This is a genomic window from Marinobacter lipolyticus, from assembly GCF_018424605.1.
GTDB classification, from domain to species: Bacteria; Pseudomonadota; Gammaproteobacteria; order Pseudomonadales; family Oleiphilaceae; genus Marinobacter; species Marinobacter lipolyticus_B.
On record NZ_QTKT01000002.1, the window covers coordinates 1 to 21,644 of the forward strand.

Genomic DNA, 21,644 nt, shown 5'->3' on the forward strand with positions numbered 1-21,644 from the left:
AGAAATGGACCATGCCGATCCGGGATTGGAAGCCTGCACTGAATCGCTTTATTATCGAATTCGGTGACCGCCTGGACGGTCACCTATAGTGAGGTGGGCAGTTACACAGATTTATTTACAGGCTCGCAATATACGGTACACCATGCTTCACAAACTCAGATGATCGAGGGTACTGTGAGCCGTGGTTCCCGTCCTGCAATCTCAGCAGTATTTTTTTGTTGAGAAGTTCTTGCGCGCTGAATGTATTCCATGCGGCTGGAATTTTTCCCACCGGCGAATCCTTAAATTCCGTATGCCCAATTCCTTTCGTCAACAACTCCTGCATCATGCCGGTTTTCAGGTCTTTCAGCTTGTCGATCTGTGCGCGTGTTTTTCCGATCACGTCATCGACGGATGACAGGATGGTTGCGATTTTTTGTTGTTCGGGGAGTGGGGGATATGCCTTTTCTATGCCCTTAATATCTTTTACCGAGAGATGCTTAACTGTGGTCGCGCCAGTCGCTGCATGAATGGAATCAAGGTCATCTACGAGTGAGTAGAACAGAAAGTCACTATCGAACCCTCCATCCTTCGATGCTTTCACTTTGCAGATTCGCTGATTGAGTAGGGCGCTCTTCGTTTTCCATTTCACTATATTGAAATCGCCATCCATCCCGATCAGGATATCGCCTCTGCGCACCACGTATTCGTCGTCAAAGTCTCCGGCGTAAAAAGTTTCTACGCTTTGCTTCACTAGATCACGAATACGGATGACGCCCATCTTTGAGGGGTCATCGCAGAACAGTGATGACTTAAATGGATATCCAGATAGAATTTCGACCTTGCCGTCAAGGGGTTGAATAGCCCATCCTTCAGGAACCGTATTACTCATACCCCAGCTCCTTCAGATACCCCTTCATCACGTTCTCAGCTTCAGTCACTTGCGCATCCAATTCGTTCAATGACACTCGGTACTTGTCCCACCAACGTTCCAGCTGAGTGATCACTTTGGCATCCACTCCTTCCACGGTTTCCCGAATGGCTTCCTTGGTGTCGATCTCCGGCTTGAATTCGTAGCAATCCGCATTCTGCTTCACAAATACGGTGGACACGTCGAAGTCTTCCAGAATTTCTTCCCGGATGTATTCGCTTTCCACTTCCCGAACTGGAATGCCACCGTGCAGGATGGCGCGCACGTCGAAGATTTCCGGAGGCGGGCTGGTGTCGGCGTAGCGGCGGATGTTCAGGTTGTAATCGTTTTCGGCGATTTCAGCGAGGGTGACGACTTTTGAATATCGTTTGATTTCCGCGTAGTCGTCGAAGGTCTGGACGATCTTTTCAATGTCCTGCTGGCGGAGTTTGTTCTGGTTCTTGCCTTCTTCGTATTCCAGTTCACTGTTGATGAACAGCACTTTGCCCTTACGTTCTGCCGGTTTGTTCTTGTTGATGATCAACAGGCAGGCGGGGATGCCGGTGCCGTAGAACAGGGCAGCCGGTAAGCCCACCACGGCTTCCAGCAGGTCATCGTTCAGAATGCCCTGGCGAATGGCTTTTTCGCTGGAACCCCGGAACAGCACGCCGTGGGGCATGACCACGCCCATCATGCCTTCGGCGTTCAGGCTGGCAATCATGTGCTGAACGAATGCCAGATCACCGGCATCCTTGGGCGGTGTGCCGTAGGGGAAGCGACCGTAGGAATCACTGTCGGCTTCGTCCTTGCCCCACTTCTTCAGGCTGAAGGGCGGGTTGGCAATTACCCGGTCAAAGGTCATCAGTTCGCCGCCTTGGGTATGCTGCGGATCACCGAGAGTGTCACCCTTGCGAATGTCCGCACTGTAGACCCCGTGCAGGAACATGTTCATCTTGCAGATTGCCCAGGTGTTCAGGTTCATCTCCTGACCAAACAGGGACAGGTTGGACGGGTTTTCACCGTGGGTCGCCAGATAGTTCCGGGTCTGCACCAACATACCGCCAGAACCGGCGGTGGGGTCGTAGATACGCATCCCGGCATGGGGCTTCAGCAAGGCAACCAGCAGCTGCACCACTTCGGACGGGGTGTAGAACTCACCGCCTTTCTTACCGGCGCTGTCGGCGAACATCTTGATCAGGTATTCGTAGGCAGTACCCAGCAGGTCAGGGCGTTCAAAGTCTTCGTTGCGCAGGCGGTAGCGGCTGAAGTGGCTGAGCAGGTCGCGCAGCTTTTTATCAGACAGCTTGTTCTTGATGTTGAAGTCTATGGAAACCAGAACCCCTTCGAGAACGGGGTTGTATTCTTCAATGGCTTCGGTGGCGGTGTTCAGTTCGGAGCCAATGTCATGCTTCAGGTCTTTCAGCACATTCCAGCGGGCAACGGGCGGTATATAGAAGGTTTTGTCGTATTCGTCTTCATCGTCCGCCAGCTCGCGGGCTTGGTCTTCGGATTTGCCCTTTTCCATGTAGTACCGGACAACACCTTCCTGTGCTTCTTCAAAGGCATCCGATAGGCGCTTTAGAAACATCATCCCGAAGATGTAGTCCTTGTATTCGGATGCGTCCATGTTGCCGCGCAGAATGTCGGCGGCTTCCCACAGGAAGGATTCAAGTTGCTGAAGGGTGATGTTGTGGCTCATTCAATGGGTTCCATCTACTGCAATGAGCATGGGGCGTGTGGTGCCCATGCGGGTCAAAATGCCTTTGAGTGTAGCGGCGGGGGCGTACACGGGCAATGCTGCAAGAGAGTAGGGTATTGAATGAAGGCGACAAACAGCGTCGTTAGGTGAATAAGGAAGAAACAGAAAGTGCGTTAACGGCAGCCCAAGGCGACTGAACAATCAGGACAGAGTAGGGGAAATAGAAATGGTTTAATCAGGTGTGTTAAAGTCGGGCTTTTCTAACCCAAACACCTGTATATCTGAAGTCTGTAAGGTATTGAATCTTTGCCATTTCCTGGGGAAGAAATGGTGCCGAGGAGAGGACTTGAACCTCCACGGGGTTGCCCCCACTAGCACCTGAAGCTAGCGTGTCTACCAATTTCACCACCTCGGCAGGTGATTTGCAGTTTCGCCATTAGCTTATGAAAAAGCCGGCGGTTCTGCCTTCGTTGAGGTGTGCCCCTCAACCGATGGCGCATACTTTAATGATTCGATAAAAACCTGTCAAACCTTTTTTTGGAAAATTTTCCGGATTTTAATTGCTTTAATTGCCCGCAGGTTAGGCAGGGTGGCCGATCCGGCGTTATACTCCTGAGCACATGCAATGTAACCGCATCAATTCTGACGCGGACAGGACAAGGATCCGAATGGTTTCCAGGAAGAAGACGGATAATGATCCGCACGCCAGTCGTGAGGCGCAAAAGTACGACAATCCCATCCAGAGCCGGGAATTCATTCTCGAGCATCTCAAAGAACGCGGCGCGCCTGCGACCCATGAGACCCTGTGCCAAGAGCTCGGGCAGGAGTCGGAAGAAGGTATCGAGGCCCTGCGGCGCCGGCTGATTGCCATGTGTCGTGATGGTCAGCTGATCTGTAACCGGCGCGGGGCCTATCTGCCCATTGAAGAGGCGGATCTGGTCACCGGTCGCGTCGTCGGCCATAAGGATGGTTTCGGGTTTCTGATTCCCGATGACGGCGGCAGCGACCTGTTCCTGACGGCCCGTCAGATGCGCCAGGTGTTTCACGGCGACCGTGTCGCGGCGCGGGTCGACCGGGTTGACGATAAAGGGCGCCGTGAAGGCGTGATTGTGGAAGTGCTGGAGCACCGCACCAGCCAGACGGTTGGTCGCTTTTTCCAGGAGAGTGGCATCAGCTTTGTGGTGCCGGAGAACGCCCGCATCAATCACGAGGTGCTGGTGCCCCAGGAGAATTGTGGCGATGCCCGTCATGGGCAGTATGTGGTGGTCGATATCATCCGTCAGCCTACGGTCCGCACCCAGCCGCTGGGAAAGGTGGTGGAAGTGCTGGGTGAACATATGGCACCGGGGATGGAGATCGACGTCGCCATCCGCTCCTACGACATTCCCCACAGCTGGCCGCCTGCGGTGGGCGAACAGACGGCGAGCATTGCCGAAGAGGTGGAAGAAAAGGACAAAACCAACCGGGTGGATATCCGTAACCTGCGCCTGGTGACGATAGACGATGAGACCGCCCGCGACTTTGACGATGCGGTCTACTGTGAGCCGCGCCCGCGGGGCGGTTACCGGCTGCTGGTGGCGATTGCCGATGTGTCCCACTATGTGCGCCCGGGCACGCCGCTGGACGAGGAAGCGGTCAACCGCAGTACCTCGGTCTATTTCCCGGACCACGTAGTTCCCATGTTGCCGGAAAAGCTGTCCAACGGATTGTGCTCCCTCAACCCGGGGGTTGACCGGCTCTGCATGGTGGCGGATATGACCATCAGCGCCGCCGGTAATATCAGCAGCTACAGTTTCTATCAGGCGGTGATGTACAGCCATGCGCGGCTGACCTACAACAAGGTCAGCGCGATGCTCGAGCATCCGGACTCGGAGCAGGGCTACAAGCTGAGCGAGCAGTACGCCCATGTGCTCCCGCAGCTGCACAACCTTTACGGTTTGTACCAGTTGCTGCGCAAGGCCCGCACCGAGCGTGGCGCCATCGATTTTGAAACCACCGAAACCAAGATCGTGTTCGACGCCAATCGCAAGATTGAAGAAATCGTGCCGGTGCAGCGCAACGAGGCCCACAAGATCATCGAGGAGTGCATGCTCTGTGCGAACGTGGCCACGGCGCGCTTCCTCAAGAAATACAAGCTGCCGGCACTGTACCGGGTGCACGATGGTCCGTCGGAGGAGCGGCTGAACGCGGTCCGGCTGTTCCTGGGTGAGCTCGGGCTGCAGCTTGGTGGCGGCGACAGCCCCACCTCCGCAGACTATCAGGAACTGCTTTCCCACATTGCCGAGCGGTCCGACGCCAACGTGATTCAGACGGTGATGCTTCGTTCACTGAGTCAGGCGGTCTACAGCCCGGAAGAGGGTGGCCACTTTGGTCTCGGTTTCGCCGGCTACGCCCATTTCACCTCGCCCATCCGTCGCTATCCTGACTTGATCGCCCATCGGGCGATCAAGTCGGTCATTCACGGGGAAAACCCGGCCAAGGATGTGGTCAAGCCGCCGAAGCGCGATCCGGAGCTGGCAGATTACCCCTACGATTTTGCCCGCATGGAGCGGCTGGGTGAGCACACCTCGATGGCCGAGCGCCGCGCCGATGATGCCACCCGCGATGTGATGGCCTGGCTCAAGTGCGAGTATCTCAGCGATCATGTGGGAGAAGAGTTCGACGGCGTGATAGCGTCCGTGGTGCCTTTCGGTTTCTTTGTCGAGCTGTCCGGTGTCTACATCGAAGGTCTGGTGCATGTGTCGACCCTCAGTGGAGACTTCTTCCATCACGATGCCGCCAAGCATCGCCTGATTGGGGAGCGCACGGCCCAGAGCTTCCGGCTCGGCGATGAGGTCCGGGTCAAGGTGGTGCGCGTCGGCATGGAAGATCGCAAGATCGATCTCGAGCTGATCAGTGAGCCGCGCCATCGTCAGGCCGATCGGGACGCGCTGGATATCACCCGCAAGGAGCCTCGCGGCAAATCGAAGGGACGAGGCAAGGGCGGTGCAAAAGACAGCAAGCCCGGATCCCGTGGGGACGCTCGCGACAAATCGGCAAGCCGTGACCGGCCGGCTGCGAAAAAACGCCCCGCCAAGGCCGCGGGAGACCGGCCCAAAGGCAAGCCGGAGGCCAAGAAAGATCCGGGCTCTGACAATGAGCCGATGTCTGCCCGTGATGAGCTGGTCGCCCAGGCAGCCAAGCTGGCCCTTGGCAAGGACCGAAAACGGAAATCCCGCAAGTCAGGAAAATAATCAGTGTCCGGAGAATTCATATTTGGCTGGCACGCGGTTGAGGCGGTCCTCAAGCGCGAGCCGGAGCGTTTGCAGCAGGTCTGGATTCAGACCGGACGCCAGGACCGCCGGGTCAAAACCATTACCGATGGCCTGGACGAGCTGGGGGTGCGCTGGAAGGTGGTGCACCGCAAAGAGCTTGATGACAAAGTTGCTGGCGTCCATCAGGGCGTGGTGGCTGCAGTCTCCGAGAGCCGCGAGTGGGGCGAGGATGACCTGATGGCCATGCTCGCCACCGCCGAACAGCCGCCGTTCCTGCTGGTGCTGGATGGTGTAACCGATACCCACAACCTGGGCGCCTGTATGCGCACCGCTGATGCGGTGGGGGTGCAGGCGGTGATCGTGCCCAAGGACAAATCCGCCACCTTGACACCGGTTGCCCGCAAGGTCGCCTGCGGTGCTGCCGAAACCGTGCCCTTTGTGCGGGTCACCAACCTGGCGCGCTGTCTTCGCGCCCTGAAAGATCAGGGGGTATGGCTGATCGGCACCGCCGGGGAGGCGGACTGCACGCTGCATCAGGCCAACTTCACCGGCCCGGTGGCATTGATTATGGGTGCCGAGGGGAAGGGGATGCGACGGCTGACCCGCGAACACTGCGATACGCTGATCAACATTCCGATGCTGGGCCATGTAGACAGTCTCAATGTGTCGGTGGCCACCGGCGTCTGCCTATACGAGGCCTTGCGGCAAAGGCTTGCATAGATCCATCCACACGCCTAGAATACGTCACCCCTTTTTATAGGGGCGGTGTTGTATTGCCTGAATTCCGGGCCGCAGCGCTGCGCTTTTGATCAGGTCAGTTGTTTCGCCTTATCGATAAAGCAAAAGAAACCGGCAGCTTGACTGCCACCTCCTTGCTTTCATATTTAACGGTCCCGTTCGTGTTTTGGCTCGGTCGTTGAAAAGGAAGCTGTTTAAACCGTAGGGAGAACTCATGCGTCACTACGAAATCGTATTTATGGTACACCCGGATCAGAGCGAGCAGGTGCCCGCGATGATCGAGCGTTATACCAGCGTCATCACTGAAGATGGCGGCAAGGTACATCGCCTGGAAGATTGGGGCCGTCGTCACCTGGCATACCCGATCAACAAGATCCACAAGGCTCACTACGTGCTGATGAACGCTGAATGTTCACAGGCCGCAATGGACGAGCTGACCCACAACTTCCGGTTTAACGATGCCATCATCCGCGATCTGATTCTGCGTCGTGATGAGGCCGTTACCGATCTGTCTCCGATGAAAGCCGCTGAGTCCCGTGAGGACCGTCGTTCAGGCGGTGAAGATCGTCCCCGTCGTTCAGCCGAATCTGACGAGCGTCGTCAGGCTGAAACCCAGGACGAAGAAGAGTAATTAACCGGAGTTGAGGAGTTACGTTATGGCTCGTTTTTTCAGACGTCGTAAATTCTGCCGCTTCACGGCAGAAGGTGTTAAAGAGATCGATTACAAGGATCTGGACACCCTGAAAGGTTACATCACTGAAACCGGCAAAATCGTGCCCAGCCGCATCACCGGCACCAAAGCACGTTATCAGCGTCAGCTGGCTACCGCTATCAAGCGCGCCCGCTACCTGGCACTGCTGCCGTACTCGGACAGCCACGACAACTGATTAACAGATAAACAGGACCCGGGACCATGCGTGCACTGGCACAGTTTGTAATGCGCGGTCCCCTGCAGGCAGGCGGGGTTGCGGCGGTCACAACGGCCATACCCCTGTTGTTCTGGATTGGCGCAGCCGTTATCGGCCTGGTGATTCTCAGGCTCGGTATCGGGAAAGGGCTGAATATCGCCCTCTGGGCATTACTACCGGCGCTGGGCTGGAGCTGGTTCGGGCAAGACCCGACAGCCCTGGCGGTATTGCTGGAAGTGATGTTGATGGCGTCCATTCTCAGGCTGTCCCTGTCCTGGGAAAAGGCGCTCCTTGCGGGGAGTTTCCTGGCGATTGTCACCGGGCTGATGTTGCCGGTGATTTATCCCGGCTTGCTGGACGATCTGGTCCGCACCGGGGTCAGTTTTTACGAGCAATACAATGCCGAGGTGGCCCGCAGTCTGGGTGATGAGCTTGAGACTGTGATTCGGGACACTATGAATGCCAGCATGGCAGGCACCTACCTGGTGACAGGTGTGGCGATGACCATGCTGGCGCGAGCCTGGCAGGCCGGGTTGTACAACCCGGGCGGGTTCCGGAAGGAGTTTCATGCCTTCCGGCTGTCACCGGCGGTGGCTGTGCTGTGCGCAGTGACCATGGTGGCAGGGCCTCTTCTGGGGCTGAACTCGATGTTGCTGGGGTGGGCGGCGGGTACGCCGTTGTTCATCGCAAGTCTCGCACTGGTTCACGGTGTGGTCGGTCGTAAGAATCTGAATGGCCAGTGGCTGGTGCTGTTTTACATTGCACTGGTGCTGTTGGGCCCGAGTCTGATGTTTCTGTTGGTCGTTGTGGCGTTTGTGGATAGCTGGCTGGATATCCGGGGGCGAATAAAACCCGCCGGGCCGGCTGAATAAAGCACGAAGAGGTTAACGAGATGGAAGTTATTCTGCTCGAAAAAGTAGCAAACCTTGGTTCACTGGGTGACAAGGTCAAAGTAAAGGCCGGTTACGGTCGTAATTTTCTGCTGCCTTACGGCAAAGCGGTTGCAGCTACGGCTGATAACCTGAAAGCCTTTGAAGAGCGCCGTGCAGAGCTGGAAAAAGCGGCCGCTGAGAAGCTGGACGCTGCCAAGGCCCGCGCCGAGGCACTGGAAGGCGCTTCCTTCACCATCAGCTCCAAGGCTGGCGACGAAGGCAAGCTGTTCGGTTCTATCGGTGTGCGCGATATCGCGGATGCCGTGACCGCCGGCGGCACGGAAGTCGAGAAGAGCGAAGTTCGTCTGCCTGAAGGTCCGCTGCGCGCGACCGGCGAGTACGACATCGAGCTGCAGCTGCACTCCGACGTGACCGTTGAGATCAAGCTGGTTGTTGTAGCCGAGTAATCGGTTGCGGCGGGCCCGCGCCCAGGTATCGTTACCGGGGCGCGGCCTGTCACCAGTGTAGAATGCTGTTGGCATCCGGTATGACAGGATGGCAATGGCTGCACAGGCCCGGCCCCGCAAATGCGGGTTCCGGGCCTGTTGCTTTCTGATATGCTTCTGATTGCGGCGGCCCCTCCCATCTGTGATTCAATGGGCTTACACTGTCGCGGAAGCGATCCCTAACTGAAGATGTGTTCATGGCCAATCCGAATTTCAAACCTGTGAAAACCGATCTGGAAACCAGCCGCATCAAGGTGCCGCCGCATTCGGTGGAAGCAGAACAGGCCGTCCTCGGTGGCCTGATGCTGGATAATCGCCGGTTTGATGAAGTCAGTGAGGTGATTGGCGCCAGTGATTTCTATCGTCAGGACCATCGCCTGATTTTTGCCGCCGCTGAGCGTCTTGCCAGCGAGAGCGAGCCGTTGGACGTGGTAACGCTGGCGGAGTTTCTGGAGCGCGCCGGCGATATCGAGGACGCCGGTGGCCTGTCCTATCTGGCGGAGCTGGCGGAGAAAACACCGGGGGCGGCCAATATTCGCGCCTACGCGGATATTGTCAAAGAGCGTTCCATTCTGCGCAGCCTGGTTGAAGTGTCCGGCCAGATTTCCGATTCCGCGTTCAACCCGCTCGGGCGAACCAGTGCCGAGGTTCTCGACGAAGCGGAACGCAGCGTTTTCAAGATTGCCGAGTCCCGCGCCAAGGAAGGGTCCGGCCCCCAGGCCATCAACCCCATCCTGACCAAGGCGCTGAGCCGGATTGAAGAGCTGTTTGAATCCGGTGAGCAGACCACCGGCCTGACCACGGGCTTCCGCGATCTGGATGAACAGACATCCGGTATGCAGCCGGCGGATCTGATCATTGTGGCGGGGCGGCCCTCCATGGGTAAGACCACCTTCGCCATGAACATCGTGGAAAATGCGCTGATCAGCACCGGTACCCCGGTGCTGGTGTTCAGCATGGAAATGCCGGCGGATGCACTGGCCATGCGGATGCTGTCGTCGCTGGGGCGGATCGATCAGACCAAGGTGCGAAGCGGTAAACTGGAAGAGGACGACTGGCCGCGGCTGACGTCCGCGGTGAGCCTGCTGAAGGATAAGCCGCTGTACATCGATGACACCCCGGGTCTCAGTCCGACCGAAATGCGCTCACGCGCCCGCCGTATTGCGCGGGAGAACGACGGCAAGATCGGCCTGATCATGGTGGATTACCTGCAGCTGATGCGCGTACCCGGTAACACCGAGGGCCGGACTGCGGAAATTTCCGAGATCTCCCGATCCCTGAAGGGTATTGCCAAAGAGCTGAGCTGCCCGGTGGTGGCACTGTCGCAGCTCAACCGAAGCCTGGAGCAGCGTCCCAACAAGCGACCGGTCAACTCCGACCTGCGGGAATCCGGCGCGATCGAGCAGGATGCGGACGTGATCATGTTCGTGTACCGCGATGAGGTCTACAACGAAGATACCTCCGACAAGGGCATTGCCGAGATCATTATCGGTAAACAGCGGAACGGTCCGATCGGCACCATTCGTCTGGCGTTTATCGGTAAATACACCAAGTTCGAAGATCTGGCGCACGGGGATTACGGCGATTACGGTGGGGATTACTGATGCCCCGCACCACCGTCGCGCGGATTGATACCAGTGCGATTCGCCATAATTACCGGTTAGCCTGTGAGCGAGCCGGCCCGGCCAGGGCCATGGCGGTGATCAAGGCGGATGGCTACGGGCACGGCATTGCAGCGGTGGCAAAGGCTCTGGCGGAAGACGCGCCCCGATACGCCGTGGCCTGTCTTGAGGAAGCCCTGGCGGTGCGCGAGGCTGGTCTGTCGCAGCCGGTCGTGATGTTGCAGGGGCCGCATCAGCAAGACGATATGGCGGTTTTTGCCCGCCAGGGCTTCCAGCCGGTACTGCACAGCCATTATCAGCTGGAGTGGCTGAGAGCGCTTCAAACGGCGCCCGCGTTCTGGCTCAAGGTCAACACCGGGATGAATCGACTCGGATTTCCGCCGCAGGATCTTGCCGCTCAGGTTGAGCCGTTATTGAACGCGGCGGTTACCCGCTCCGCGCTGCAGGGCTTTGTTACCCACTTTTCCTGTGCGGATGATCCTGCCAGCCCCGAAACGGCGGAACAGACCCGGCGGTTGTGCCAGGCGACCGCTCGCTGGCCTCACCTGGAGAAAAGTGTGGGCAACTCGGCCGCGCATTTTCTGGCGGAGCAGCCGCTGTTCGACTGGAGCCGGCCGGGCATTATGCTATACGGCTCCTCTCCGGTGATTGGCCGGACCGGGCCTGAGCTGGGGTTGCGGGCGGCGATGACGCTGGAAGCCCCGCTGATCGCGACCCGTACCCTGAAAGCCGGGGACCGTGTGGGTTATGGTGGCAGCTGGGTGGCTGAACGGGATACCCGTATGGGCATGGTGGCCGTGGGTTACGGCGACGGCTATCCCCGCCATGCCGGTACCGATACCCCGGCGGCGGTTCGGGGCAGGCGTATCCGGCTGATAGGCCGGGTTTCCATGGACATGCTGGCGGTTGATCTGTCGTCCGTGCCCGAGGCCCGTGACGGCGACAGCGTTGAACTGTGGGGGCCGCAGGTCAGCGTGGACGAGGTGGCCGCCCACGCCGGAACCATCGGGTACGAATTGTTGACGGGGGTGACAGCCCGGGTGCCCAGGCTGTACCGGTAGGCGTTGGTCCCGGCCGGGTCTCAGGCCGCTGGTTCGGGCTCGTGGATAATTTCCTCAATGAAGTCGAGAATGGCGCCGAGGCTGCGGTCGTCCAGTTTTTTCAGTACCTTGTGAACAACCATCTTGCTGCCTTTAAGCATGCTGCTGATGCCCACTTTGGCCATCCCCATCATCATGCTGCTGGCGTTCAAGCGGCGCAGAGGCTCGAGAAAGAAAAAATCCAGGCCGTCGTCGGTCATGTCGACGATCAGGTTGTAGAGCTTGTCGATGGCCTCTTTGTCGGCCTTGCCGCGCTCCCGTAGCTCATTGACGGTGTAGAGGGCGCGGGTGCGCAGGTCGTCGGTAATCGGGGCAACGATATGGCTTTGTTGTTTCAGCATGTCGGATCCTGTTGTTGTATGCTCTTCGGGTTCTGATTGGACAGTTGCATAGTATTGTATGGCGGTCCCCGTGTGTGCCATTGGCTAGAGCGGAATGGGGTGTCCGTCACATCAGTGATATTCCGGGAGGCGTTGGACGCTTGTGCATGTTGTTGTAGTTCACGATTACGGCCCGTTGGGCAAGGTTCTGCTTGAGCGGCTTCGGGGAACGCCGCTTCAGGTGACGCCGTTGCTGGTCAGTGATCCTGAAAAGGTTAACCTCTCGGCTCTGGAGGAGTGGATTCCACCGGAGACAGAACTGATCGTCAATGCGCTCTGGCTGACGGACCCTGAGGTGGCCGAGCGGGACCCGGAGGGGGTCCACATGGCGGCGTTTTCCCTGCCCACGGCATTGGCCGAGTTTGCCCGTGACCGCAACATGGCCCTGCTGCAACTGTCATCCTGCTACGTTTTCGACGGGCGCAAGCAGAGCGCGTACATTTCGTCCAACCCCGGGCAACCATGCAACGAGCTTGGTAACTGGCAATGGGAGTGCGAACAGGCGCTGCGCACGCTGTTGCCACGGCACATCATTCTGCGAACAGGGTGGAGCCTCGGGCGCTTTATTCGCAAGATGCAGAAGAGCAGTGGTGCCGGTGAAACCCTGCGGTTGCCGGGCCGGTGCCGGGGGCAGCCGGTTACCGTGCGGGATCTGGCGCGAGTAATGACCGCGGTGATTCAGCAACTGGACTGCGGGGCGGAAGTCTGGGGAACCTATCAGTACGCGGGCGCCGAGGAAATCACGCTGTACGAACTTGGCCTCGCCATCGCGGGTCTGCCGGGCATTCCGGCGGGCATCCGCGTGGTGGACGATGTGCCGGAGTGGGCAACACTCGAACCGGCCAATGCCACGCTGATCTGCACCAAGATTCGCAATACCTTCGGGATCAAGCAGCTTCCCTGGCGCTCCGGATTGTCCGAGGAGCTGGATACGCTGGCCAGGGATTAACGTCCCTGGCGTGCGGAGTCCCGCGTGACCAGTTGCAGCGCCTCCACATCCAGCAGCTCCACCTCACGCCCGCGGGCACGGATGATTCCCTGGTTCTGGAAGCGGGTGAACACCCGGCTTACCGTCTCGACCGCCAGGCCAAGGAAGTTGGCGATGTCGTTGCGCGCCATGGGCAGGCTGAAGTTGGTGGGTGACATGCGTCGGCGCTGGAACCGGCTGGACAGCGACACCAACAGGGCGGCAATGCGCTCCTCGGCGGTATTCTTGCTCAGCAGCATCGCCAGTTGGTGGCTGTTCTGGATCTCCTGGCTCATCAGATGATACATGTGATGTTGGAGATCCGGCAGCTTTCCGGTCAGATCCTCCAGCTTCTCCACCGGGAACTCGCACACACTTGTACGCTCCAACGCCTTGGCGGTGCAGGCGTAGGTTTCACCGCTCATGCTGTCGAGGCCGACCAGCTCACCTGGCATGAAAAACCCGGTGACCTGCTCTTCGCCACCTTCGGTGATAATGGACGTCTTGACCGCACCACTGCGCACGGCAAAGCACGAGCGAAACGGCGTGCTCTGGTCGAAAATATGCTCGCCGCGATTAAAGATGCGTCCCTGTTGCACAATATCTTCCAGCCGGTCGAGGTCGTTTTCCTCGATGGCCAGGGGCAGGCACAGGTTGCTCAGGCTGCACTGATGACAGGAGGCCTTGAGCGGTGAAGCCTGCTTGATTCGGATTGCTTGCGCCATAGCGGATGAACCATCCAGATGGATTCATATCAGGCTTTTACCTTAATACGGATGATCCGTTTTGCCAATGACGGATCATGCCGTGGAGGTAGGTAATTGCCGTCCGGATCAGATTGTCTGGAAGATCAATGAGGCGTTGGTGCCGCCGAAACCAAAACTGTTGGACATAACGGTTGTCAGGTCCGCATCGCGCGCCTGCGGGCCGACCACCGGCATGTCACCGATCTTTTCATCGGGGTTGACGAGGTTGGCGGTGCCGGCAATAAAGCCGTGCTGCAGCATCAGCAATGAGTAAATGGCTTCATGCACGCCCGAGGCACCCAGGGAGTGGCCCGAGAGGCTTTTGGTCGAGGAGATGGGCGGAATGGCATCACCGAACACCTTGCGGACCGCGCCCAGCTCTGCCACGTCGCCAACGGGCGTGCTGGTGCCGTGGGCATTGATGTAGTCCACCGGGCCTTTTACCGTTGCCATTGCCTGCTGCATACAGCGCATCGCACCCTCACCGGAAGGCGCCACCATGTCGTGACCATCCGAGGTGGCGCCATAACCGGTCAACTCGGCAATGATCGGCGCGCCCCTGCGGCGGGCGTGTTCCAGTTCCTCCATCACCAGCATACCGCCGCCACCGGCAATCACGAAGCCGTCGCGGCCGCTGTCAAAGGGACGGGAAGCGGTTGCCGGCTGGTCGTTGTATTTGGTGGACAGGGCGCCCATGGCGTCAAACAGCATGGTCAGGCTCCAGTCTTCCTCTTCGCCGCCGCCGGCAAACACGATGTCCTGCTTGCCGCTCTGGATCTGTTCCATGGCGTGACCGATGCAGTGGGCGCTGGTCGCGCAGGCTGATGACATGGAATAGTTTACGCCGCGAATCCGGAAGGCCGTGGCCAGGCAGGCGGAGACCGTGCTGGTCATGATTCGGGGAACCATGTACGGCCCGATGCGCTTGACGCCTTTCTCCCGCATCAGATCCACCGCTTCCACCTGGCTGGCGCTGGATGCACCGCCGGAACCGGCAATCAGCCCCGTGCGGTCGCTGGAAATCAGCTCGTCGGTGAGGTCGGCGGACGCGACCGCCTGCTGCATGGCCAGATAGCTGAACATGGCGGACTGGCCCATGAAGCGCCGCAGTTTGCGGTCAATGACACTGGTATCGACATCCACCGAGCCCGACACCTGGCTGCGAAAGCCCATGTCCTGGTAAGTCTGGTTGAAGCGGATACCTGAGCGGCCGTTTTTCAGGCTGTCCAGTACCGCATCGGTGGAATTACCCAGGCAGGAAACAATGCCCATGCCGGTGACGACGACGCGTCTCATACTTTCCTCCTGAATGGCCCGGCCCCGATGGGCGGTGCCATTGAATCGCTGACAATAGGAGACAGTGTAAGGGCTTTGCGGCGGACAGGGTATTTGACCTTGGTAAGGGGCGGGCCAGTCAGCGGGACTTCTCGGCCTCTTTGGCAGCTCTGGCCGCCTCGGCTTCCCGGGTTTCCTGCTCCACCATGGCGGGGGTTTCCAGTGAAATCCGCCCTAGAGTGCCGGCCCTCAGCTCGTTTAACAGCACCTCCGACACTTTGTGCAGGTCGGGAATACCACCGCGGGCAAAAAAGCGGCGTTTGGCGGCAACAGCATCCATCAAGGCCAGGCCATCCACCGGCGTTTCTTCCAGCCCGTAGCGGTTCATGACCTGATTCGGGTAGGCCTGCAGCAGGTAGTCCGCCTCGAACAGGGCGACGTCCTCGAAGTCCAGCACCGCGCTGCGGATGGCGCCGGTAATGGCCAGCCGGTAACCGCAGGCTTCCGGCGACAGTTTCGGCCACAGAAATCCCGGCGTGTCGTACAGCAGAATATTGTCGGGCAGCTTGATGGCCTGCTGGGCGCGGGTTACCGCCGGCTCATTGCCGGTTTTGGCGGCGGGGCGCCCGGCCAGTGTGTTGATCAATGTTGACTTGCCGACGTTGGGAATACCCAGAATCATCACCCGCAACGCACTCTTCTGGCGATCGTGGCCGGGTGTCATCTCCGCCGCCAGGCGCAGAATATCCAGCGCTTCGTTGCGCTGGTTGTGGGTCAGGGTGATGGTGCGAACGCCGCGTTCCTTCTCCAGCCAGGTCTGCCACTGCGCGGTGATGTCCGGATCGGCCAGATCCCGCTTGTTGAGCACCTTGATCAGCGGGGTGTCGCCACGCAGGTTCGGCACCAGCGGGTTCTCGCTGCTGAAAGGAATGCGGGCGTCGAGAACCTCGATGATCAGGTCCATCTGCGGCATTACCTTTTTGATCTCCTTGCGGGCCTTGTGCATGTGCCCGGGAAACCAGTTTATAGCCATGGTGTGACTCCAGAATTGGCGGAACGGCGCCATTATGGACGGGAATGACCAAATTTTCACATTTGTTTGAAGCCGCCGCTGCTGCGGGATCAGGGCGGCTGCTTTGCGAAGTGTGTACAAAAAGAAGGGATATCGGGATGAAAGCTGTGGGGGTTTTGATTTAGGGTGTGAGACCTGACGATGAAACCCAATGACGATCAGCGGTTTGACGCAGTAAACCGCGCGATATGACGGAGAAACCTATGAAGCTTGTAAAACTGTTTGGTATTGCCCTTCTGACGTTTGGCCTGGCCGCGCCGACCCTGGCCCAGGACATGAGCCAGCAGGGTGGCCGTGGCGACCAGGTTGACCAACTGGCCGAACTGGTGGGCCTGAGCGAAGACCAGCAGACTGAGATTCGCGGTATCATCGAAGAGATGCAGGGCGAGATTCAGGCACTGCAGGTGGAAGCACAGCAGCTGCAGCAGTCTATCCAGGCCGAGATCAAGCCGGACTACGACGAGGAAAAGATTCGGGATGACGCGGAGAAGCTTGGTGATCTGACCGGCGAGATGACCGCGCTGTCCACACTGATGCAGGCCAAGGTGGATGCGGTATTCACCGAAGAGCAGCGTGCAGAACTTGATAAGCGCATGCAGCAGATGCAGCAGCAAATGCAACAGCAGCGCCAGATGCAGCAGCAGATGCAGTAAGCTGCTGGAGTGGAAAAGCCGCCGTGGCCTTGTGCCGCCGGCGGCTTTTTTGTGCCCGGACGATGGCTAGTTGCCAGCACCAAAGGGCTTGATCAGAACAATCAGGCGCGGCAGCAGCGTCAGGGCTCCGACCAGGGCCATGAACATCGCAAAGCCGGTAAACAGGCCGAAGTAGATGGTGGGTATGAAGTTCGACAGCACCAGTATCGAGAAACCGGTGATGATCGTCAGCGAGGTGTAGAACATGGCCCGGCCGATGCTGCGATGGCAGCGGTGCATGGTGGCCATGTAGTCGCCATCCTTGGCGAATTCGGTCTTGAAGCGGTGGATGTAGTGAATGGTATCGTCCACGGCGATGCCGACCGTGATGGCGGCCACGGTAATGGTCATCATGTCCAGCGGAATGCCCAGCCAGCCCATCAGGCCCAGCACCGAGCCGGCGGCGATCAGGTTCGGTGCCATACCGATCAGCGCGAGCAGCAGCGAGCGGAACAGGATCAGGAACATGATCATGATGGCGAGGAACACCACGCCCAGGGTCTTGATCTGGGAGTCGAACAGGCTCTGCAGCATGTTGTTGTACATCACCGTCATACCGGCAAACAGCACCTGATCGTCGGCAAAACCCAGCTCATTGGTCAGGTGCTCGCGAATGGTGTTCAGCAGTTCCTGCCGACGCAGGTCTGGCATGGTTTCCAGAATGCGGATGCTGAAGCGGGCCTGATCGTGCTCCTCGGAAATGTACGGCGTCAGCAGAATGTCCTGCAGGTCTGCCGGCACGGCCGAGGGTACAAACGCCAGTTCCAGCGCATTCAGCGGTTCATCCCCGTTAACCTGTGCCAGCAGGTCCAGCGTGGTGGTGATGGATAGCACCTTGCCGGTTTCCTCCAGGCTTTCCAGGTAATCGTGAACTCCCCGCAGGCGGTCCATCTTCTGATAGGTGTACCAGGTGTCCCGGTAGTCCGCCTGCTCGCCACAGTCCTCCACGAACGGATCGCAGTCACTGGCAAAGGGGTCGTCCGATACGGCGCCCTCGGGGGCGGGTTCATCGGTGATGACCACGTCCAGCGGGGTGGTGCCGCCGAGTCGGTCATCGATGGTGATCATGCCCTGATGGATCTCGGTGTCCGACTTGAAGTAGTCGATGAAGCTGTTTTCCACTGTCAGACGGCTCATGCCCAGCACGCACAACACGGCAATGAGCACGGAGCCGCCCAACACCAGTGTGCCGTGGCGTTCGGTGAAGCGGGCGAACAGGTCGGTCAGCGGAATGCGGTCGGAACTCACGTAACGGTCGACCGGGGGCGGCAGCAGCGACAGCAGGGCCGGAAAGATCAGGAAGGTGATCAGGAATGCCACGGTCAGGCCAATGGTCATCATCCAGCCAAAATCGATCACCGGGCGGATGCCGCTGAAGGTCAGCGACCCGAACGCGACGATCGTGGTGATGGCCATGAAGAAGCAGGGCTTGATCATCGCCAGCACGGTCTGGCGCAGGGTGTCTCGGGACGCAGCGTCGGGGGCGTCGTGCTGGAACTCCCGGTAGCGCACAATCAGGTGGATGGTCAGCGACAGGGTCATGATCAGCAGCAGCGAGACGAAATTGGAGGAGATCACCGTCACCGGCCACTGGGCCCAGGACAGGTAGCCGATCACCAGCCAGACCGCGGAGCTGCAACACAGCAACGGCACCAGCACCCAGCGCCACTGGCGGAAAATGATCGCCAGCGTCAGTAGCAGGAAGATCAGCACCCCGATACCGAAGGTGGACAGGTCGTTCTCGATGAACTGGATCATGTCTGCCACGATCATCGGTACCCCGCCGAGGTAGATTTCGGCGTGGTCACGGTAGTCGTCAAGAATGCTGCGAACCTGATTGATGGTCTGTTCGCGCTCGGCACCAAGCTGCTCGGTGAAGCGGATAAATTCGTCGCTGACCTGCTCAAGCGCCTGCCGGTCCTCGGCGCTGGCATCCGGGCCAGCAACTTTCTCCCGCAGTTGCTCGCGCTCGTTGAGCAGCTCGAAATAGCGCTCCGGCGTTGGCAGGTTAACCTGAATGGCCGTGGTGCCGCCCTCCTTGCTGATCAGCAGGTTGGGATAGAGCGGGTTGTTGAGTAGCGACGCACGGGCGGTGTCAGGGGCGACGTCATTGTCGTCCATGGTTTTGATTTCCGAGTCCACCGTGTCGAGGGTGAGGTCCGGGCTGTGCAGTAGCGGCACGTTGAGAATGCTGTTGGTGGAGCCGACCGCGTCGAGGGCTTCCAGTTCGTTGCGCAGCTGGCGCAGGGTGTCGAGGGTTTCGGGGCTGAACAGCTCGTCGCGCGGTGTGAAGGTGACAACCAGGAAGTCGTCTGAGGTGGTAAAGCGGCGATTGACCTCACGGTACTGCTCCAGGGAGCGGTCGTTCTCCAGCACCAGGGATTCGGCCGAGGCATCCAGGCGGAACTGGTCCAGCCGGAGGCTGGCGAGAATGAGAATGAGAGCGAACACCACAAGAACGGCGACCGGGTGGGGGAGAATCCACCGGTCATAAAGGGAGCGGATCGGGGTCATCGGCACATAGTCCACACTGTAAAAATCGAGTGCAGAGTGTGCCACAAACCCCTAGCCGACTGTGACCCTGTTTGAGGCCTCTTCCAGGGAATCGATCAGATTTTTCAGTCTCCGGGTCATGTCGGCGCTTTCGGACAGCTGGGTCACCATGTTCTGAGTGGTATCGCGAATACCCTGCACATTGGCCAACACTTCGTCGGTGGACGCGGTCTGATCGGCAGACATGGCGGCGATCTGCTCGTTGGTGTCGTCGATTCGACCCACCACCGAATTGATGGCGTCGAGCGCGTTGCGGCCCTGTTCAGACTCCTCCACGCAGCGCCGGGCATCGGCGGAGCTTTCGGTCATCTGGCGGACGGCCGTGTCCATTGCCTTCAGCAGGCGTTCAATGGTGGACTGAATCTGATCGGTGGAGTCCTGAACCCGTTGCGCCAGGTTACGGACCTCATCGGCCACCACGGCGAAACCACGCCCCTGCTCACCGGCGCGGGCCGCTTCGATGGCGGCGTTCAGTGCCAGCAGGTTGGTCTGCTCGGCGATACCCTTGATTTCGGTGACGGCCTTGCTGATTTCGTGGCTGTTTTCGGCCAGAGATTCCACGCTGGACGCGGAGTGTCGGATGATGTCTTCCAGCCGGCCAATGGAGTTGGCACTTCGGGTGACCCGTTCGCCTCCTTCGAGTGCGGTGCTGCGGGCTTCGTGGGACAGGGTCTTGGCGATGCCGGCCTGCTCCGCGATGGCGCCGAAGCTCTGCAGCATGGCTTCGATGACTTCCGCCGAGCGGTCGGCATCCGATTGCTGGCGGGTCAGATCGTCGCGCCGGCTCTCGGCCGCGGCGGTCAGTTCCCGCACTTCGTTGTGCAGTCGCTCAATGGCCTCTTTCATGCTGCTGACCACGGTCATGGTGCGATCCTGCATGGCGTTGAAGGCCAGGCCCATTTCGCCGATTTCGTCACTGGAATCGACATGGGCCCGAGCGCCCAGGTCGCCGGAAGCCTGGACTTCGACCATGGTGCTCTTGAGCCGGTGGACGTGGCGTTCGATGAACGAGATAAGCAGCTGAGAGCCCGCCATTTCCAGCACCATCAACAAGGCCACCACCACCGCAAACCCGGGCGCGGTGGCGGCGAATGCGGTGCCGAAATCCTCACCGGTAATGGCGGCAATGGTTTGAATGGCGTAAAGCACCAGCAGGCACAAGACCGCGAACACCACGATGTTGAGCAGCCAGAACTTGTACTTCAGGCGAGCATTTTTTAGCAGGGTCAGCATGGTGTTCCCCGTTCAAGGAGTGTTCTCAGTCGATGGCTTTTACTGGAATCTGCTGGGCACGGGGGGTGGGCACGTCCGGAACGGCAAGGCCGAGGTTGTTCTTGTCGAACACCCGATCCGCGCGGTAGCTCGACCGCACCATGGGGCCGGAGGGAACTTCCATAAAGCCCTTCTCAAGGCCGATGTCGCGGTAACGATTGAACTCCTCCGGCGTCACATAGCGTTCTACCGGTAAATGGTTCGGTGTCGGTCGCAGGTATTGGCCCAGAGTCAGGATGTCCACGCCGATGGCACGCAGGTCGTCCATGGTCTGCAGGACTTCTTCGTCCGTTTCACCCAGGCCCAGCATCAGGCTGGTTTTGGTGATCACGTCCGGGCGATGCTGCTTGGCGTGGGCCAGTACGTTCAGTGTTTTGCGGTAGCCGGCGCGGGGGTCGCGCACGCGGGCGGTCAGGCGTTCGACGGTTTCCACGTTCTGGGCAAAGACATCGAGGCCGGAATCCACCACCCTTTCCACATCGGTCATTACCGCGTCGAAATCGGGAGTCAGGGCTTCAACAGCCACCTCGGGCGTGCGCTGTTTGATGGCGGAAACGCACGCGGCGTAATGTGCAGCGCCACCGTCATCCAGGTCGTCCCGGTCAACGGAGGTCAATACAATATAGCGTAGCCCCATCAGTTCCACGGACTTTGCCGTGTTCTCAGGCTCTTCCGGGTCCAGCCAGCCCTTGGGGTTGCCGGTGTCTACCGCGCAGAATTTGCAGGCGCGGGTACACACCGAGCCCATCACCATGATGGTGGCGGTGCCATTGGTCCAGCATTCGCCGATGTTGGGACAGTGGGACTCCTGGCAAACGGTGCTCAGGCGATGCTCGCTGACGTTCTTGCGCACGGCCTCGTACCGTTCCCCGCCGGGCATGCGCGCGCGCAGCCACCGGGGTTTGCGCTCCACTGGCCTGGATTCTTCGCTGGATGAACGTTTCACGCCATCTTTGATCGCGGAAAAGCCGTGCTCGCTACGAAATTTCGAACCACTGGTGACACGGGGCTTTGCGGTCTCGCTCATTACAACCGGACTCTCGTCAAGACTTGGGGAGCATTCAAGAGTAAATCGCAGACGGTGCAGTTACAAGACGAG

At 59.2% G+C, this 21,644-nt stretch carries 19 protein-coding genes and 1 tRNA gene; 10 read left to right on the forward strand and 10 right to left on the reverse strand.

Annotated features, from left to right (window positions below; genetic code table 11):
* Positions 1-115: 115 nt before the first annotated feature.
* The 3 genes from DYI22_RS02375 to DYI22_RS02385 all read right to left on the reverse strand — a co-directional run bounded on the left by DYI22_RS02375 (position 116) and on the right by DYI22_RS02385 (position 3,003).
* Complete coding sequence (locus tag DYI22_RS02375; protein WP_213476443.1) at positions 116-871, reverse strand: restriction endonuclease subunit S; 756 nt, start codon at positions 869-871, stop codon at positions 116-118.
* Positions 864-2,588, reverse strand: coding sequence for a type I restriction-modification system subunit M (locus DYI22_RS02380; protein WP_213476444.1), 1,725 nt, complete (start codon positions 2,586-2,588; stop codon positions 864-866). Before DYI22_RS02380 ends, DYI22_RS02375 begins: the two co-directional genes overlap by 8 nt.
* 328 nt (positions 2,589-2,916) lie before the next feature.
* Positions 2,917-3,003 (reverse strand) — tRNA-Leu (locus DYI22_RS02385).
* 253 nt (positions 3,004-3,256) lie between these two features.
* Here DYI22_RS02385 and rnr point away from each other — a divergent pair.
* The 8 genes from rnr to alr all read left to right on the forward strand — a co-directional run bounded on the left by rnr (position 3,257) and on the right by alr (position 11,549).
* A complete protein-coding gene (rnr, locus tag DYI22_RS02390) occupies positions 3,257-5,821 on the forward strand; it encodes a ribonuclease R (protein ID WP_213476445.1) in 2,565 nt (854 codons plus the stop codon).
* A gap of 3 nt (positions 5,822-5,824) precedes the next feature.
* Positions 5,825-6,562, forward strand: coding sequence for a 23S rRNA (guanosine(2251)-2'-O)-methyltransferase RlmB (gene rlmB / locus DYI22_RS02395; protein WP_213476446.1), 738 nt, complete (start codon positions 5,825-5,827; stop codon positions 6,560-6,562).
* Between the two features lie 232 nt (positions 6,563-6,794).
* Positions 6,795-7,211 (forward strand): 30S ribosomal protein S6, encoded by a 417-nt coding sequence (gene rpsF, locus DYI22_RS02400; protein WP_213476447.1) that lies wholly within the window; start codon positions 6,795-6,797, stop codon positions 7,209-7,211.
* 25 nt (positions 7,212-7,236) lie between these two features.
* Positions 7,237-7,467, forward strand: a complete 231-nt coding sequence (gene rpsR, locus DYI22_RS02405; protein ID WP_007154918.1) for a 30S ribosomal protein S18 — start codon at positions 7,237-7,239, stop codon at positions 7,465-7,467.
* Positions 7,468-7,493: 26 nt separating this feature from the next.
* A complete protein-coding gene (locus DYI22_RS02410; protein ID WP_213476448.1) occupies positions 7,494-8,360 on the forward strand; it encodes a hypothetical protein in 867 nt (288 codons plus the stop codon).
* 20 nt (positions 8,361-8,380) lie between these two features.
* Entirely contained in the window at positions 8,381-8,827 is a 447-nt protein-coding gene (gene rplI, locus DYI22_RS02415) for a 50S ribosomal protein L9 (RefSeq protein WP_213476449.1), read from the forward strand.
* Between the two features lie 236 nt (positions 8,828-9,063).
* Complete coding sequence (gene dnaB / locus DYI22_RS02420) at positions 9,064-10,470, forward strand: replicative DNA helicase (RefSeq protein WP_213476450.1); 1,407 nt, start codon at positions 9,064-9,066, stop codon at positions 10,468-10,470.
* Positions 10,470-11,549, forward strand: coding sequence for an alanine racemase (gene alr / locus DYI22_RS02425; RefSeq protein WP_213476451.1), 1,080 nt, complete (start codon positions 10,470-10,472; stop codon positions 11,547-11,549). Before dnaB ends, alr begins: the two co-directional genes overlap by 1 nt.
* A gap of 20 nt (positions 11,550-11,569) precedes the next feature.
* Here the strand turns inward: alr and DYI22_RS02430 are convergent, their stop codons facing one another.
* Complete coding sequence (locus tag DYI22_RS02430; RefSeq protein WP_213476452.1) at positions 11,570-11,929, reverse strand: hypothetical protein; 360 nt, start codon at positions 11,927-11,929, stop codon at positions 11,570-11,572.
* 142 nt (positions 11,930-12,071) lie between these two features.
* Here DYI22_RS02430 and DYI22_RS02435 point away from each other — a divergent pair, with 142 nt between their 5' ends.
* On the forward strand, positions 12,072-12,917 hold the full coding sequence (locus DYI22_RS02435) for an SDR family oxidoreductase (protein ID WP_213476453.1): 846 nt from the start codon (positions 12,072-12,074) through the stop codon (positions 12,915-12,917).
* Here DYI22_RS02435 and fnr read toward each other — a convergent pair.
* The 3 genes from fnr to ylqF form a co-directional block, all read right to left on the reverse strand.
* Positions 12,914-13,660: a fumarate/nitrate reduction transcriptional regulator Fnr gene (gene fnr / locus DYI22_RS02440; RefSeq protein WP_213476454.1), complete on the reverse strand. Its 747-nt coding sequence runs from the start codon at positions 13,658-13,660 to the stop codon at positions 12,914-12,916. The two genes, DYI22_RS02435 and fnr, sit on opposite strands and share 4 nt — an antisense overlap.
* A gap of 108 nt (positions 13,661-13,768) precedes the next feature.
* Positions 13,769-14,977 carry a beta-ketoacyl-ACP synthase I gene (fabB, locus tag DYI22_RS02445; RefSeq protein WP_213476455.1) on the reverse strand — a complete coding sequence of 403 codons (1,209 nt, stop codon included), beginning with the start codon at positions 14,975-14,977 and terminating at the stop codon, positions 13,769-13,771.
* Positions 14,978-15,095: 118 nt separating this feature from the next.
* On the reverse strand, positions 15,096-15,989 hold the full coding sequence (gene ylqF / locus DYI22_RS02450) for a ribosome biogenesis GTPase YlqF (RefSeq protein WP_213476456.1): 894 nt from the start codon (positions 15,987-15,989) through the stop codon (positions 15,096-15,098).
* A 242-nt stretch (positions 15,990-16,231) separates the two neighbouring features.
* On the opposite strand from ylqF, the gene DYI22_RS02455 reads away from it, so the two are divergent.
* Positions 16,232-16,681, forward strand: a complete 450-nt coding sequence (locus DYI22_RS02455; protein ID WP_213476457.1) for a Spy/CpxP family protein refolding chaperone — start codon at positions 16,232-16,234, stop codon at positions 16,679-16,681.
* Positions 16,682-16,747: 66 nt separating this feature from the next.
* On the opposite strand, the gene DYI22_RS02460 is transcribed toward DYI22_RS02455, so the two are convergent.
* From DYI22_RS02460 to lipA, 3 genes are read right to left on the reverse strand one after another with little or no spacing between them, the layout of a single operon-like run.
* Positions 16,748-19,279, reverse strand: a complete 2,532-nt coding sequence (locus DYI22_RS02460; protein ID WP_323132856.1) for an efflux RND transporter permease subunit — start codon at positions 19,277-19,279, stop codon at positions 16,748-16,750.
* 6 nt (positions 19,280-19,285) lie between these two features.
* Positions 19,286-20,506, reverse strand: coding sequence for a methyl-accepting chemotaxis protein (locus tag DYI22_RS02465; RefSeq protein ID WP_213476458.1), 1,221 nt, complete (start codon positions 20,504-20,506; stop codon positions 19,286-19,288).
* A 25-nt stretch (positions 20,507-20,531) separates the two neighbouring features.
* Positions 20,532-21,572, reverse strand: coding sequence for a lipoyl synthase (gene lipA, locus DYI22_RS02470; RefSeq protein WP_213476459.1), 1,041 nt, complete (start codon positions 21,570-21,572; stop codon positions 20,532-20,534).
* Between the last annotated feature and the right edge of the window lie 72 nt (positions 21,573-21,644).

Coding starts and splice junctions, on each gene's coding strand:
- DYI22_RS02375 (WP_213476443.1), bottom strand. CDS start 871: ATGAGTAATACGGTTCCTGAAGGATGGGCTATTCAACCCCTTGACGGC.
- DYI22_RS02380 (WP_213476444.1), bottom strand. CDS start 2,588: ATGAGCCACAACATCACCCTTCAGCAACTTGAATCCTTCCTGTGGGAA.
- rnr (WP_213476445.1), top strand. CDS start 3,257: ATGGTTTCCAGGAAGAAGACGGATAATGATCCGCACGCCAGTCGTGAG.
- rpsF (WP_213476447.1), top strand. CDS start 6,795: ATGCGTCACTACGAAATCGTATTTATGGTACACCCGGATCAGAGCGAG.
- rpsR (WP_007154918.1), top strand. CDS start 7,237: ATGGCTCGTTTTTTCAGACGTCGTAAATTCTGCCGCTTCACGGCAGAA.
- DYI22_RS02410 (WP_213476448.1), top strand. CDS start 7,494: ATGCGTGCACTGGCACAGTTTGTAATGCGCGGTCCCCTGCAGGCAGGC.
- rplI (WP_213476449.1), top strand. CDS start 8,381: ATGGAAGTTATTCTGCTCGAAAAAGTAGCAAACCTTGGTTCACTGGGT.
- dnaB (WP_213476450.1), top strand. CDS start 9,064: ATGGCCAATCCGAATTTCAAACCTGTGAAAACCGATCTGGAAACCAGC.
- alr (WP_213476451.1), top strand. CDS start 10,470: ATGCCCCGCACCACCGTCGCGCGGATTGATACCAGTGCGATTCGCCAT.
- DYI22_RS02430 (WP_213476452.1), bottom strand. CDS start 11,929: ATGCTGAAACAACAAAGCCATATCGTTGCCCCGATTACCGACGACCTG.
- fnr (WP_213476454.1), bottom strand. CDS start 13,660: ATGGCGCAAGCAATCCGAATCAAGCAGGCTTCACCGCTCAAGGCCTCC.
- fabB (WP_213476455.1), bottom strand. CDS start 14,977: ATGAGACGCGTCGTCGTCACCGGCATGGGCATTGTTTCCTGCCTGGGT.
- ylqF (WP_213476456.1), bottom strand. CDS start 15,989: ATGGCTATAAACTGGTTTCCCGGGCACATGCACAAGGCCCGCAAGGAG.
- DYI22_RS02455 (WP_213476457.1), top strand. CDS start 16,232: ATGAAGCTTGTAAAACTGTTTGGTATTGCCCTTCTGACGTTTGGCCTG.
- DYI22_RS02465 (WP_213476458.1), bottom strand. CDS start 20,506: ATGCTGACCCTGCTAAAAAATGCTCGCCTGAAGTACAAGTTCTGGCTG.
- lipA (WP_213476459.1), bottom strand. CDS start 21,572: ATGAGCGAGACCGCAAAGCCCCGTGTCACCAGTGGTTCGAAATTTCGT.